This window comes from Streptomyces xinghaiensis S187, assembly GCF_000220705.2.
GTDB classification, from domain to species: Bacteria; Actinomycetota; Actinomycetes; order Streptomycetales; family Streptomycetaceae; genus Streptomyces; species Streptomyces xinghaiensis.
Map to the genome: position 1 here is coordinate 6,177,301 of NZ_CP023202.1, position 14,027 is coordinate 6,191,327.

The 14,027-nt window shown below is 74.7% G+C and carries 10 protein-coding genes; 5 read left to right on the forward strand and 5 right to left on the reverse strand.

Annotation, left to right across the window (positions count from 1 at the left end; all coding sequences use genetic code 11):
• Positions 1-24: 24 nt before the first annotated feature.
• Positions 25-2,844, forward strand: coding sequence for a DEAD/DEAH box helicase (locus tag SXIN_RS26350; protein WP_019708845.1), 2,820 nt, complete (start codon positions 25-27; stop codon positions 2,842-2,844).
• A gap of 84 nt (positions 2,845-2,928) precedes the next feature.
• On the opposite strand, the gene SXIN_RS26355 is transcribed toward SXIN_RS26350, so the two are convergent.
• The 4 genes from SXIN_RS26355 to SXIN_RS26370 form a co-directional block, all read right to left on the reverse strand.
• Positions 2,929-3,834, reverse strand: a complete 906-nt coding sequence (locus SXIN_RS26355) for a 5'-3' exonuclease (RefSeq protein ID WP_019708844.1) — start codon at positions 3,832-3,834, stop codon at positions 2,929-2,931.
• Between the two features lie 320 nt (positions 3,835-4,154).
• Positions 4,155-4,865, reverse strand: a complete 711-nt coding sequence (locus tag SXIN_RS26360; protein WP_238153871.1) for a gamma-glutamyl-gamma-aminobutyrate hydrolase family protein — start codon at positions 4,863-4,865, stop codon at positions 4,155-4,157.
• A gap of 198 nt (positions 4,866-5,063) precedes the next feature.
• Entirely contained in the window at positions 5,064-6,563 is a 1,500-nt protein-coding gene (eat, locus tag SXIN_RS26365) for an ethanolamine permease (protein WP_019708843.1), read from the reverse strand.
• 301 nt (positions 6,564-6,864) lie between these two features.
• Positions 6,865-7,659, reverse strand: a complete 795-nt coding sequence (locus SXIN_RS26370; protein WP_019708842.1) for a FadR/GntR family transcriptional regulator — start codon at positions 7,657-7,659, stop codon at positions 6,865-6,867.
• Positions 7,660-7,791: 132 nt separating this feature from the next.
• Between SXIN_RS26370 and SXIN_RS26375 the strand changes: the two genes are divergently transcribed.
• The 4 genes from SXIN_RS26375 to SXIN_RS26390 all read left to right on the forward strand — a co-directional run bounded on the left by SXIN_RS26375 (position 7,792) and on the right by SXIN_RS26390 (position 12,665).
• Positions 7,792-9,159, forward strand: a complete 1,368-nt coding sequence (locus SXIN_RS26375) for a glutamine synthetase family protein (RefSeq protein WP_019708841.1) — start codon at positions 7,792-7,794, stop codon at positions 9,157-9,159.
• 139 nt (positions 9,160-9,298) lie between these two features.
• Complete coding sequence (locus tag SXIN_RS26380; protein WP_095757629.1) at positions 9,299-10,660, forward strand: aldehyde dehydrogenase family protein; 1,362 nt, start codon at positions 9,299-9,301, stop codon at positions 10,658-10,660.
• Between the two features lie 102 nt (positions 10,661-10,762).
• Positions 10,763-11,545 carry a 3-oxoacyl-ACP reductase gene (locus tag SXIN_RS26385; protein WP_039817674.1) on the forward strand — a complete coding sequence of 261 codons (783 nt, stop codon included), beginning with the start codon at positions 10,763-10,765 and terminating at the stop codon, positions 11,543-11,545.
• A gap of 97 nt (positions 11,546-11,642) precedes the next feature.
• Positions 11,643-12,665: a DUF2510 domain-containing protein gene (locus tag SXIN_RS26390; protein ID WP_095757630.1), complete on the forward strand. Its 1,023-nt coding sequence runs from the start codon at positions 11,643-11,645 to the stop codon at positions 12,663-12,665.
• A gap of 39 nt (positions 12,666-12,704) precedes the next feature.
• Here SXIN_RS26390 and SXIN_RS26395 read toward each other — a convergent pair whose 3' ends face one another.
• Positions 12,705-13,910, reverse strand: a complete 1,206-nt coding sequence (locus SXIN_RS26395) for an amino acid deaminase/aldolase (RefSeq protein ID WP_095757631.1) — start codon at positions 13,908-13,910, stop codon at positions 12,705-12,707.
• Between the last annotated feature and the right edge of the window lie 117 nt (positions 13,911-14,027).

Consider the following 14,027-nt stretch of genomic DNA (forward strand, 5'->3'; position numbering starts at 1 on the left):
GCGGCCGGTAGGCTCGTGAATACGATGACCGACGACATGTCCCCAGCCGAGCGCTACGCCGCAGCCCGGAGCCGCGCCGCCGAGCAGACCACCGCGCTCTTCCCGTTCCGCGCGATGTACGACTTCGACCTGGACCCGTTCCAGATCGACGCCTGCCGGGCCCTGGAGGCCGGCAAGGGCGTCCTGGTCGCCGCGCCCACCGGCTCCGGCAAGACCATCGTCGGCGAGTTCGCCGTCCACCTGGCCCTCGCCCAGGGCCGCAAATGCTTCTACACCACGCCCATCAAGGCGCTCTCCAACCAGAAGTACAACGACCTCGTGAAGCGCTACGGCGCCGCCAAGGTCGGCCTGCTGACCGGCGACAACAGCGTCAACAGCGAGGCCCCGGTGATCGTCATGACCACCGAGGTGCTGCGCAACATGCTCTACGCCGGCTCCCAGTCGCTGACGGGCCTCGGCTACGTCGTCATGGACGAGGTGCACTACCTCTCCGACCGCTTCCGCGGCGCGGTCTGGGAGGAGGTCATCATCCACCTCCCCGAGTCCGTCACCCTCGTCTCCCTCTCCGCGACGGTCTCCAACGCCGAGGAGTTCGGCGACTGGCTGGACACCGTGCGCGGCGACACCGAGGTGATCGTCTCCGAGCACCGTCCCGTACCGCTCTGGCAGCACGTCCTGGCCGGCCGGCGGATGTACGACCTCTTCGAGGAGAAGAGCGGGCGGGACGGCGCCGGGCGCCGCGAGGTCAACCCCGATCTGGTCCGGCTCGCCAGGATGGAGAACAGCCGCCCCACCGGCCCCCGCGACCGCCGGCGCGGCCGCGTCCTCCGCGAGGCCGACCGCGAGCGCGAACGCCGCCAGCGCAGCCGGATCTGGACGCCCAGCCGGGTCGAGGTGATCGACCGGCTCGACGCCGAGGGCCTGCTGCCCGCCATCACGTTCATCTTCAGCCGCGCCGGCTGCGAGGCCGCCGTCCAGCAGTGCCTGGCCGCCGGCCTGCGGCTCAACGACGAGCCCGCCCGCCGCCGGGTCCGGGAGATCGTCGAGCGGCGCACCGCCACCATCCCCGACGAGGATCTGCACGTCCTCGGCTACTTCGAGTGGCTGGAGGGCCTGGAGCGGGGCATCGCCGCGCACCACGCCGGCATGCTGCCCACCTTCAAGGAGGTCGTGGAGGAGCTGTTCGTCCAGGGCCTGGTGAAGGCCGTCTTCGCCACCGAGACGCTGGCCCTGGGCATCAACATGCCCGCGCGCTCGGTGGTGCTGGAGAAGCTGGTCAAGTGGAACGGCCAGCAGCACGCGGACATCACGCCGGGCGAGTACACCCAGCTCACCGGCCGGGCCGGGCGCCGCGGCATCGACGTCGAGGGCCACGCGGTGGTGCTCTGGCAGCGTGCCATGGACCCGGAGGCGCTGGCCGGGCTGGCCGGCACCCGCACCTATCCGCTCCGCTCCTCCTTCAAGCCCTCGTACAACATGGCGGTCAACCTGGTCTCCCAGTTCGGGCGGCACCGCTCCCGGGAACTGCTGGAGACCTCCTTCGCGCAGTTCCAGGCGGACCGCTCGGTCGTCGGCATCTCCCGCCAGGTGCAGAAGAACGAGGAGGGCCTGGAGGGCTACCGCGCCTCCATGACCTGCCACCTCGGCGACTTCGAGGAATACGCCCGTCTCCGCCGCGACCTCAAGGAGCGGGAGACCGAACTCGCCAAGCAGGGCGCGGCGCAGCGCCGGGTGGCGGCCGCGGCCGCCCTGGAGAAGCTCCGGCCGGGTGACGTCATCCATGTGCCGACGGGCAAGTACGCCGGGCTGGCGCTGGTCCTCGACCCGGGCCTGCCCGCCGGGCGTTCCAACGGCCACCGCGGCTTCGACCACCACGACGGGCCCCGCCCGCTGGTGCTCACCGCCGAGCGGCAGGTCAAGCGGCTCGCGTCGATCGACTTCCCGGTGCCCGTCGAGGCGCTGGACCGGATGCGCATCCCCAAGTCCTTCAACGCCCGCTCCCCGCACTCCCGCCGGGACCTGGCCTCCGCGCTGCGCACCCGCGCCGGGCACATCACCCCCGAGCGCCACCGCAGGGGCCGCGCCCCGGCGGCCGACGACGCCGAGATCGCCCGGCTGCGCACCGAGATCCGCGCCCACCCCTGCCACGGCTGCTCGGACCGGGAGGACCACGCCCGCTGGGCCGAGCGCTACCACCGGCTGCGCCGGGACACCCGGCAGCTGGAGCGCCGTATCGAGGGCCGGACCAACACCATCGCCCGCACCTTCGACCGGGTCTACGCCCTGCTGTCGGACCTCGGTTATCTCCGGGGCGACGAGGTGACGGAGGACGGCCGCCGGCTGGCCCGGCTCTACGGCGAGCTGGACCTGCTGGCCTCCGAGTGCCTGCGCGCGGGGGTCTGGAACGACCTCAAACCGGCCGAACTGGCGGCCTGCGCCTCGGCGCTGGTCTACGAGGCCCGCTCGGCCGACGACGCCCTGCCGCCCAAGCTGCCCACCGGCGCCGCCCAGCAGGCGCTGGGCGAGATGGTGCGCATCTGGGGGCGGCTGGACGCGCTGGAGGAGGAGCACCGGATCAACCAGACCGAGGGCGTCGGGCAGCGGGAGCCGGATCTGGGCTTCGCCTGGTCCGCCTACCGCTGGGCGTCCGGGCACGGGCTGGACGAGGTGCTGCGCGAGGTGGAGATGCCCGCCGGTGACTTCGTCCGCTGGTGCAAGCAGGTCATCGACGTCCTGGGACAGATCGCGGAGGCCGCGCCGGACGGCACCCCGATCCGCCGCAACGCCCGGCGCGCGGTGGACGGGATGCTCCGCGGGGTGGTGGCCTACTCCTCGGTGGGCTGAGGAGGGCTACGGCGGGCCGGGTGCTGAGGCGGACCGGCGGGGCGGCCGCGGCCTCGCGGCCGCCCCGGCGCGGCGGGATCCGCCTCAGTTCTCCAGAGCGGTGAGCAGCCGCTGGAGGGAGCCGCCGAGGCCCCAGCGTTCCGCGAGGCGGCCGAGCGCGGCCGGGTCGCGGGGCGCGCGGGGGAGCGCCGGGTCGAACTCGGGCAGCGGCACGTCGGAGGCGACCCGTACGACCGTGGGCGCCACCGCCAGATACTCCCGGGCCTCGTCCAGCCGTCTGCGCTGCGCCGGGCTGATCTTCGACGCCGGGTCACCGACGGCGGCCATGATCCCGGCGAGATCGCCGTGGGCGGCGAGCAGCTTGGCGGCGGTCTTCTCCCCGATGCCGGGGACGCCCGGCAGGCCGTCGCTGGGATCGCCCCGCAGCAGCGCCAGCTCGGCGTAACCGGCGCCGTCCACCCCGTACTTCTCGCGGAGGGCGGCCTCGTCGACGAGCTGCAGGGTGCCGACGCCCTTGACGGGGTAGAGGACCCGCACCCCGCGGGCGTCGTCCACGAGCTGGTAGAGATCGCGGTCCCCGGTGACGATGTCCACCGGGCCCCGGGCGCGGGCCGTGAGGGTGCCGATCACGTCGTCCGCCTCGTAGCGGGGCACGCCGACGCGGGCGATGCCGAGGGCGTCCAGCACCTCCTCGATCACCGGCACCTGCGGGGAGAGGGTGTCGGGCACCTCCTCCGTGTCGGGGCCGCCGGGCTTCTCCTCGGCGACCCGGTGCGCCTTGTAGGTGGGGATCAGCTCGACCCGCCACGCGGGCCGCCAGTCGGCGTCCATGCAGGCCACGAGGTCGTCCGGGTGGTGGTCGTGGACGAGCCGGGCGATGAAGTCCAGCAGTCCGCGCACCGCGTTGACGGGGCTGCCGTCGGGGGCCTTCACCGAATCGGGCACCCCGAAGTAGGCGCGGAAGTAGAGGCTGGCGGTGTCGAGAAGCATCAGGCGTCGGGTCACGCTCCCGATGATGCCCCAGGGGACCGACAGCGCCGGGCGTCGCCGGGCGGTGCTTGGGCGGTGCGGGATGCCCCGGGTCCCCCGGGAGGGGCCCGCCTCCGGCCGCGGCGCGCGGTTCCCCGTTCGCTCCGGTGGGGGCGGTCCCGGCGTCCGGCGGCCCGGTCCGCCGGGGCGGGGGGCCCGGAAATCCGGTTGGGTCCGCGGCCGCCCGCGGGCCAGAATGCCGGAGGCGGGCCGGCGCGGCCCGGCCCGTCCGGCCGTTCACGGGGGTGCGGCCGGACGGGGTGCCGGTCGCGCGGGCCCCTTCAGCGGGCGGCCCGGACCAGGGTCTCCATCACGCGCGGATCGTCACCGGCCTCCGGGTGCCACTGCACGCCGAGCACCAGCCCAGCGGCGCCCGGGAGTTCGACCGCCTCCACGGTGCCGTCCTCGGCGTACGCGCTGGGGACCAGCCCGCGGCCGAGCCGGTCCACCGCCTGGTGGTGGTAGCTGGGCACGGTGACCGCCTCCGGCAGGGCCCGCGCCAGCACGGTCCCCGGCACGGGCTTCACCACGTGCGACCCGAAGACCCCGGGCGGCCCGCCGTGCGCACAGCCGGTCCCGGCGGTCTCGGGCAGGTGCTGGACCAGGGTGCCGCCCAGCACCACGTTGAGCAGCTGCATGCCCCGGCAGATGCCGAGCACCGGCGTGCCGGCCTCCAGCGCGGCCTCCAGCAGCGCGCTCTCCCAGGCGTCCCGCTCACGCGCGGGCGGCCCGGTCATGGGGTGCGGGGCGGCCCCGTACCGCACGGGTTCCACGTCCGGGCCGCCCGCGACGACGAGGGCGTCGAGCCGGGCGGTCACGGCGGCGGCCGCGGCCGGCTCGTCCGGCGGCAGCATGGCGGCGAGGCCGCCCGCGCGCTGGACGAGCCGGTGGTAGCCGGACGGGAGCAGGGCCGCGCCCTGCTCCCAGACGCCCCAGCGCGCCACGGCTTCGAGATAGGTGCTCACGCCGATCAGCGGCCTGGGCTCGGGCACGGTCGGGCTCCTCCCGTCGGGCACGGTCCGGGTTTCCGGCCAAGCGGGTCCGGGTCCGGGTACGGGCCCCCGGGTCCCGCCCGGGCCGTACCGTCCCCGTCTCCGTTCCCGCCGCCGGTTCCGTTCCGCTTCTGCTCCTGTGTCGGTCTCCGTCCGCGTCCCGGCGCGCCTGCGGCTGCCGCGGCCGGGCGGCCGCCGTCAGTCGCGTTCCAGTTCGGCCTCGGCGGCGGCCAGCGCGGCGAACTCCTCCTCCGGCGCGGCGGCGACGAGCCGGTGGCGGCTGTAGAAGGCAAAGTAGGCCACGGCGACCGCGTACACCCCGAGGGTGATGAGCGCGGCGTCCTGGTCCACCAGGAAGGTCGCGACCAGCGCCGAACAGGCCAGGACGAACGCCACCGCGGAGGTGGCCGCGCCGCCCGGCGTGCGGTACGGCCGCGGCAGGTCCGGCTCGCGGCGGCGCAGCACGATGTGCGAGAGCGACATCAGGGCGTAGGAGATGGTGGCGCCGAGGACGGCGACGTTGAGCATCCGGGCGCCGTCGCCCGTCGCCGCGGCCAGGGAGAAGCCGATCGCACCCGGCACGAGCAGGCCGAGCCAGGGGGCCTTGCGGCGGCTGGTGAGGGAGAGGAAGCGGGGGAGGTAGCCGGCCCGGGAGAGGGCGAAGAGCTGCCGGGAGCCCGCGTAGACGAGGGAGAAGAAGGAGGCGACCAGGCCGGCCAGTCCCGCGTAGTTGACGAAGCGGCTGAGCGGGGTCGGCTCGCCGTCCCCCTGCAGGGCGGCGACCAGCGGGTTGCCGGCGTCCTGGACGGCGGCGGAGCCGCGCGCGCCGGTGGCGGCGAGGAAGGTGATCAGCGCGAGCAGCAGCAGGATCCCCATGGACAGGGCCATGGCCCTCGGCAGGGTGCGGGCCGGGTCGCGGGTCTCCTCGGCGGCCAGCGGCACGCCCTCCACCCCGAGGAAGAACCACATGCCGAACGGGAAGGCGGCCCAGATGCCCAGCAGCCCGAACGGCAGCCAGGAGCTGGAGCCGAAGGCGTCCGGGTCGGCCGGGATGTCGTTGAGGCCGGAGGCGTCGAACTCGGTGAACGCGCCGACGGCGAAGATCAGCAGAGCGGCCACGGCGATCCCGGTGACGACGAAGCTGAACCGCAGGGCCTCGCCGACGCCCCACAGGTGGATGCCGACGAAGACCACGAAACAGGCGAGTTGCAGCGGCCAGCCGGACTCCAGGCCGAACAGGCCGAGGGATTCCACGTAGTCGCCGATGAAGATGGAGATCGCCGCCGGGGCGAGGACGTACTCGATGAGGATCGCGGTGCCGGTGAGGAAGCCGCCCCAGGTGCCGAGGGCCCGCCGGGCGAAGCCGTAGCCACCGCCCGCGGTGGGCAGGATGGCGGCCAGTTCGGCCAGGGCGAAGACCATGCAGGTGTACATCAGGCCCATGAGGACGGTGGCGACGGCGAGTCCGCCGAAGCCGCCCTCGGCGAGGCCGAAGTTCCAGCCGGAGAAGTCGCCGGAGACGACGTACGCGACGCCGAGGCCGGTCAGCAGCAGCCAGCCGGCGCTGCCCTGGCGCAGCGAGCGCCGCTCCAGGTAGCCGTGGTGCGGGTGGTGTCCCTGCGCGCCGGGGCCGGGGGAGCCGCCGCCCGGCGGTGCGGTGGTCGGGGTTGCGGGGCGCGAGTCGATGCCGTCGGCCATGAGCCGCTCCTGCCTGGGGGCAATGGTTTAGCGCCATACCATTGCCCCGGCGGGCGGCCGCGCGCAAGGGGTGTGCGTTAACCGCCGGTAAACACCTGACGGTCCCGCGCTCCGTGACGGGCCATCACTTCCCCACCCGGCGTGCCCCATGCCGTACGGGGGACGGGGCCGGCCGTACGGGGGACGGGCCGGCTGTCCGAAGGCGGGCCGGCCGTGCGGACGGGCCCGCCGGGCCGCCCGCCCGGCTGCCGCGCGCCGGAGGCCCGTTCCGGCCCGGACCGCGGCGCCGTCCCCGTACGGCTCAGGCCAGGAACCCCCGCAGCAGCGACGCCGTGCCCGCGCAGTGCTCGCGCATCACCTCGCGGGCGCCGTCCGCGTCACCCTCCAGGACGGCCTCCACCAGCGCCGTGTGCTGGCGCTGCGAGTGCTCCAGGTTCCGCACGAGCAGCGGGATGCGGTCCAGCAGGTCGTTCAGGGAGGCCCGGACGGCGGCGTACTGGGCGGCCAGGGTGGGGGAGCCGCTGAGCTCCGCCAGCGTCAGGTGGAGCAGGGTGTCCAGCCGCCGGTAGTCCGACGGGGTCGCGTCGCGGGTGGCGGCCAGCGCGGCGCGCAGCCGGTCCGCCGAGCGGCCGGTGAGGCCGTCCTCCGCGCACAGGCCGGCCGCCCCGACCTCCAGCACCTCACGGAACCGGAGCGCGTCCTCGACGTCCACCTCCGCGATCCTCCGCCGCAGTCCGGCCTCCGCGCCGCCGCCCGCTCCGGGGCCCGGCAGGACGAACGTTCCGCCGTAGCGGCCGCGGCGGCTCTCGACGAGCCCCTGGTCGGCGAGCACCTTCAGCACCTCGCGGAGCGTCACCCGGCTGATGCCCAGCCGCCCCGCCAGCTCCCGCTCGGACGGCAGCCGCCCGCCCGGCTCCACCAGGCCCAGGCGCAGCACCTGGAGGATCTGCTCCAGCGCCTCCTCGAAGCCGTTGCCCGCCCGGACCGGGCGCAGCACCGGCGCGAGCCGGTCCGCGCTCCCGGGCTCCGCGCTCCCGGACGTGCCACCGGACTCCACACCACCGGACTCCGCGTCCGGCGCGCCGTCCCCGCTCATGGCCACCTCTTCCCAGCCAATGGTCTCAGCGGCTACCTTATGGCCTCCGGTACCGCGGCGACACGGCGGGAGACCTCCTGCCCGCTCCGCCCGCGCGCCCCGGACCGGCTCCGGACCCCAGGAGGACACACCGTGGCAGGACGCACGCCCCCGCTCTCCGTCGAGGAACTGCGACGGCTCGCCAACAGCGGCGAGATCGACACCGTCGTCCTCGCCTTCACCGACATGCAGGGCAGACTCCAGGGCAAGCGGTTCGCCGCCCCGTTCTTCCTCGACGAGGTCCTGGAGCACGGCTCCGAGGGGTGCAACTACCTCCTCGCCGTGGACGTCGACCTCAACACCGTCGACGGCTACGCCATGGCCTCCTGGGAGCGCGGCTACGGCGACTTCCGCATGACCGCCGACACCGCCACCCTGCGCCGCACCCCGTGGAACCCGGGCACCGCCCTGCTCATCGCCGACCTCTCCTGGCACGACGGCACCCCCGTCGCCGCCTCGCCGCGCCAGGTGCTCCGCCGCCAGCTCGACCGGCTCGCCGAGCGCGGCTGGACGGCCCAGGTGGGCACCGAACTGGAGTTCATGGTGTTCAGGAACTCCTACGAGGAGGCCTGGAACGGCGGCTACCGCGGGCTGACCCCCGCCAACCAGTACAACGTGGACTACTCCGTCCTCGGCACCGGCCGCGTCGAACCGCTGCTGCGCCGCATCCGCACCGAGATGGCCGCCGCGGGCCTGGTCGTCGAGTCCGCCAAGGGCGAGTGCAACCTCGGCCAGCACGAGATCGCCTTCCGCTACGACGACGCCCTCACCACCTGCGACCAGACTTCCGTCTACAAGACCGGGGCCAAGGAGATCGCCGCCCAGGAGGGCGTGGCCCTCACCTTCATGGCCAAGTACGACGAACGCGAGGGCAACTCCTGCCACATCCATCTCTCGCTGCGCGACGACGCCGGCCGCCCCGTCCTCGCCGACGACTCCGGCCCGTACGGCATGTCCGCGACGATGCGGCACTTCCTCGCCGGACAGCTCGCCGCGCTCCGGGACTTCACCCTCCTCCACGCCCCCAACATCAACTCCTACAAGCGCTTCCGCCCCGGTTCCTTCGCGCCCACCGCCGTCGCCTGGGGGCCGGACAACCGCACCTGCGCGCTGCGCGTCATCGGCCACGGCCGCTCGCACCGGCTGGAGAACCGGCTGCCCGGCGGGGACGTCAACCCGTATCTCGCCGTCGCCGGCATGATCGCCGCCGGGCTGTACGGCATCGAGAACGAGCTCGACCCGGGTGAGCCCTGCACCGGCAACGCCTACGCGGGCGACGCCGAGCACGTCCCCACCACCCTTCGCGAAGCGGCGGACCGCTGGGAGGCCAGCCCGCTCGCCCGCGCCGCCTTCGGCGACGAGGTGGTCGAGCACTACCTCACCATGGCGCGCGTCGAGCAGCGGGCCTACGACAGCGCCGTCACCGACTGGGAGCGCTACCGCTCCTTCGAGCGGATGTGACGCGCGCCGGACCCGCCCGGGGCCCGGCACCGGCCACCATGGGCGCCGGAGACCGCGGCGGGCGGACACGGCACACGCCGGCACACCACACCAGCACAGCACGACAGGGGCGACCGGGCCCCGGGGAGAGCGGACAGCCGTGCACCAGCTTCGCGTGATCAACCCCGCGACCGAGGAGACTGTCGCGACCGTCCCGGCCGCCACCGCCGAGGACGTCGCCACCGCCGTGACCCGGGCCGCCGCCGCCCAGCGCGCCTGGGCCGCCCTCGCGCCCGCCGGCCGGGCCCGGCTGCTGCGCCGCTTCGCGGCCGCCGTCGACGGGCGGCTGGAGGAACTGGCGCGGCTGGAGGTGACCGAGGCCGGGCACCCCCTCGGCAACGCCCGCTGGGAGGCCGGCAACGTGCGGGACCTGCTCGACTACGCCGCCGGCGGAGTGGAGCGCCTCACCGGCAGCCAGATCCCGGTCGCGGGCGGGGTGAACCTCACCTTCCTGGAGCCGCTGGGCGTCGTCGCCGTCATCGCCCCGTGGAACTTCCCGATGCCCATCGCCGCCTGGGGCACCGCCCCCGCCCTGGCGGCGGGCAACGCCGTCCTCCTCAAGCCCGCGGAGACCACTCCGCTGACCGCGCTGCGCCTGGCCGAACTGGCGCTCGAGGCCGGACTGCCCGAAGGGCTCTTCCAGGTACTGCCCGGCACCGGGCCCGTCGCCGGCAACGCCCTCGTCGAACACCCGGACGTCGCCAAGGTCGTCTTCACCGGCTCCACCGCCGTCGGGAAGTCCGTCATGGCGAAGTGCGCGGCGCACGTCAAGCGGGTCACGCTCGAACTGGGCGGCAAGAGCCCCAACCTCGTCTTCGCCGACGCCGACCTCGAACGGGCCGCGGCCGCCGCCCCCGGCTCCTTCCTCGACAACACCGGCCAGGACTGCTGCGCCCGCAGCCGCATCCTGGTGCAGGCCTCCGCCTACGACCGGTTCATGGAACTGCTCGAACCCGCCGTGCACGCCTTCACGGCCGGCGACCCGGCCGACCCCGCCACCCTCATGGGCCCGCTGATCTCGGCCGCGCAGCGGGAGCGCGTACGGTCCCACGTCCCCGAGGACGCGCCCGCCGCCATCCGGGGCACGGCCCCCGCGGGCAGGGGCTTCTGGTACCCCGCGACCGTCCTGGAGGCCGCCGGGGCGGGCAGCGCCGCCGTCGAGGAGGTGTTCGGGCCCGTCGCCGTCGTCCAGCGCTTCAAGGACGAGGCGGAGGCGGTACGGCTGGCCAACGCCACCCGCTACGGGCTGTCCGGCTCGGTCTGGACCCGGGACACCGGACGGGCCCTGCGGGTCTCCCGCGCGGTGGCGGCCGGCAACCTCTCCGTCAACTCGCACAGCAGTGTGCGCTATTCGACCCCGTTCGGCGGCTACAAGGAGTCCGGGATCGGGCGGGAGCTGGGCCCGGGCGCGCTCGCCGCCTTCACCGAGACCAAGAACGTGTTCATCAGCACCGACGAGTGACGACGCCCGGGGGCACGCCCGTGCGCCCCGGCGTCCGGGAGCGCCGGCCCCCCGCCGCCGCCCGCGGCCCGACCCCCGGCACCGACCAGCGAGGAGAACCCCGTGACCGATCAGCCCCTGTGCCGCCGCCTCCCCGGGCGCACCGCCGTCGTCACCGGAGCGGGCAGCGGCATCGGCCTCGCCGCCGCCCGCCGGCTCGCCTCCGAGGGCGCCAACGTCGTCTGCGCGGACATCGACGAGCGGGCGGGCAAGGCCGCCGCCGAGGAGACCGGCGGGCTGTTCGCCGCCGTGGACGTCACCGACGAGAGCCAGGTCGAGGCGCTGTTCCGGACGGCGTACGAGACGTACGGCTCGGTCGACGTGGCCTTCAACAACGCCGGGATCTCGCCCCCCGACGACGACTCGATCCTCACCACCGGCCTCGACGCCTGGAAACGCGTCCAGGAGGTCAACCTCACCTCCGTCTACCTCTGCTGCAAGTACGCCATCCCGTACATGCGGCGGCAGCGGAAGGGCTCGGTGATCAACACGGCGTCCTTCGTCGCCAGGATGGGCGCCGCCACCTCCCAGATCAGCTACACCGCCTCCAAGGGCGGCGTGCTCGCGATGTCCCGCGAGCTGGGCGTGCAGTTCGCCCGCGAGGGCATCCGCGTCAACGCCCTGTGCCCCGGGCCGGTCAACACCCCTCTGCTGAAGGAGCTGTTCGCCAAGGACCCGGAGCGGGCCGCGCGCCGGCTGGTGCACGTCCCCGTGGGCCGCTTCGCCGAGCCGGAGGAGATCGCCGCGGCCGTCGCCTTCCTCGCCAGCGACGACTCCTCCTTCGTCAACGCGGCGGAGTTCCTGGTCGACGGCGGGCTCGCGGGCGCGTACGTCACCCCGCTCTAGCGGGGCGGGGCGGTACGGGCACGGTGGTACGGGGGATGCCGGCCGCGAGGACTGGTGTACGAACCGTAACCGTCCGCCGTAGGCTGATCGCGTGAGCATGACGACACCCCCCGGCTGGTACCCGGACCCCGGACACACGGGCGGCGGCCCGGCACTGGAACGCTGGTGGGACGGTTCCGGCTGGACCGACCACACCCGGCAGGCACAGGCCGCCGCCCCGGCCGCGGCGACCCCGCCGGGCGGCTTCGGCGGCACGGCCGGCTTCGGCCCGCCCGAGCCGCCGGACCTGCCTCCGTACGGCATCCGGGACCGGCAGACGTCCCCCGGCGCCTCGCGCGGCACGAAACTCGCCGTGCTGGTCACCGCGGCGGTGGTGCTGGTCGCGGCCATCGCCGGCGGCATCGTCCTGCTGGACGGCGAGGACTCCGGCACGGCGTCCTCACCCGGGCCGGGCCTCTCCGACCGGCCCGTCCCCACCGTCCCCTCCCCGTCCCTGCCGGACGGCGGCGACGGCGGCCCCGAGGCCTCCCCGGACGGCTCCCCGGACGGCGGCGGGGAACCGCCCGGGTCCGGCGACCGTGCCATGGATGCCCTCAACGGCATCTACCTCCCCGTGCCCGAGGGCTGGGAGGGCCGCAGCGGCACCAACGGGGCGGGCCTCACCACGGGCCCGTACCCCTGCCCCGGCGACAAGAAGCTCAAGTGCGTCCGCGGCGGCGTCAACTCCCAGGCGGCGGAGGGCCACAAGGCCACCACGGCCAAGGGCGTCGCCGAGGAGGACATCGCGAAGAACGCCGAGGCCTCCTACGGCAAGAGCCCCAGCAGCGGCAGCGACGCCTACGGCGGCATCACCTCGCGCAAGGAGGTGAAGTCCGAACCGGTCACGGTCGCGGGCGAGCAGGGGCATCTGGTGCGCTGGAAGCTCTCCACGGCCGAGGGCGCGGGCGGCTATGTGCAGTCGGTCGCCTTCCCCTCGCCGCTGGACCCGGAGAGGTTCGTGGTCATCCGCTTCGGCTTCGACGCGAGTGAGAAGGCGCCGGACCTCTCGGAGATGGACGCGATCACCGCGGGCGTCGAACCGCTGACCGGGCCCGGGGGGACAGCCGGACGCGAGGTCTGAGCCGGGAGCCGGGCCCGACCGCGGGCCCGGCGGGAACGGTCAGAGGAAGGTCTGCCCCTCGCCCCGGTACGTCGGCACCGAGGCGACCACCCGGTCGTCCTCGACCAGCAGCAACTCCTCGAACCGCTCGCACAGTTCACCGGCCTTGGCGTGCCGGAACCACACCTTGTCGCCGATCGCCAGCTCGTCCGCCGCCCGGCCCAGCAGCGGCGTCTGCACCTCCCCGGCGCCCTCCCGCGGCTCGTAGCGCAGCCCCTCCGGGAGGTGCGGCACGGGCAGCCGGTCCCGCCCCGCCGCGCCGGACGCCGGATAGCCGCCGCCCAGCACGGTCGCGACCCCGGGCCCCGGGCGGCGGACGACGGGCAGCGCGAAGAGCGCCGCCGGACGGCCCCGGAACGAGGTGTAGTCGTCGAACAGCCGCGGCATGAACAGGCCCGAGCCCGCGGCGATCTCCGTCACCGCGTCCTCGGCCGCCGTGTGCTGCACGCTGCCCGTGCCGCCGCCGTTGACGAACTCCAGCTCCGGCGCCACGTCCCGTACCGCGCGCACCGCCTCCGCCCGCCGGGCCGCGAGCTCCCGCCGCGCCGCAGCCTGCATCAGCCGCACCGCCCGGGAGCGCAGCGGCCGGCCCGCCACCGCGTCACCCACCCCGGCCACATGCCCCTCGTACGCCATCAGCCCCACCAGCCGGAAGCCGGGACGGCGGACGACCGCGCGGGCCAGCTCCGCCAGCCGCTCCGGCGCGTGCAGCGGCGAGCGCCGCGGACCGATGCGGACCCGCCCGCCCAGCAGCCACAGCGAGGTGTCCAGTTCCAGGCAGACCCGGACCTCCTGGCGGCCGTCCCCGCCCCGCGCCGCGTCGATCAGATCGAGCTGGCGGGTGTCGTCCACCATGACGGTCACCGCGCCCGCGAGCTTGGGGTCGGCCGTCAGTTCGGCGAACCGCGCCCGGTCCGCCGAGGGATATGCCAGCAGCACGTCCGCCGTTCCGGAGCGGGCCAGCCACAGCGACTCGGCCAGGGTGAAGGACATCACGCCGCGGAAACCGTCCAGCGCCAGCACCCGGTCCAACAGGGTTCGGCAGCGCACCGACTTGGACGCCACCCGGAGCGGTTTGCCCCCGGCGCGGCGGACGAGATCGGCGGCATTGGCGTCGAAAGCCGCCAGGTCGACGATCGCCAGAGGGGCGTCGAAGCGGTCGGTGGCCCGGTCGTAGCGGGTCCTGTCTCGGTGCGGGGCGGCCATGCGGTCACCCTGCCAGACGGCATTACCGCTGGGTAGGGGGACGGCCCGGGCAAACCGGCCAAGCAGCCGCTTCGGTTGCCGCGCCGGTGGTTCCGCGTCGTAGAGTGACGCCCATGC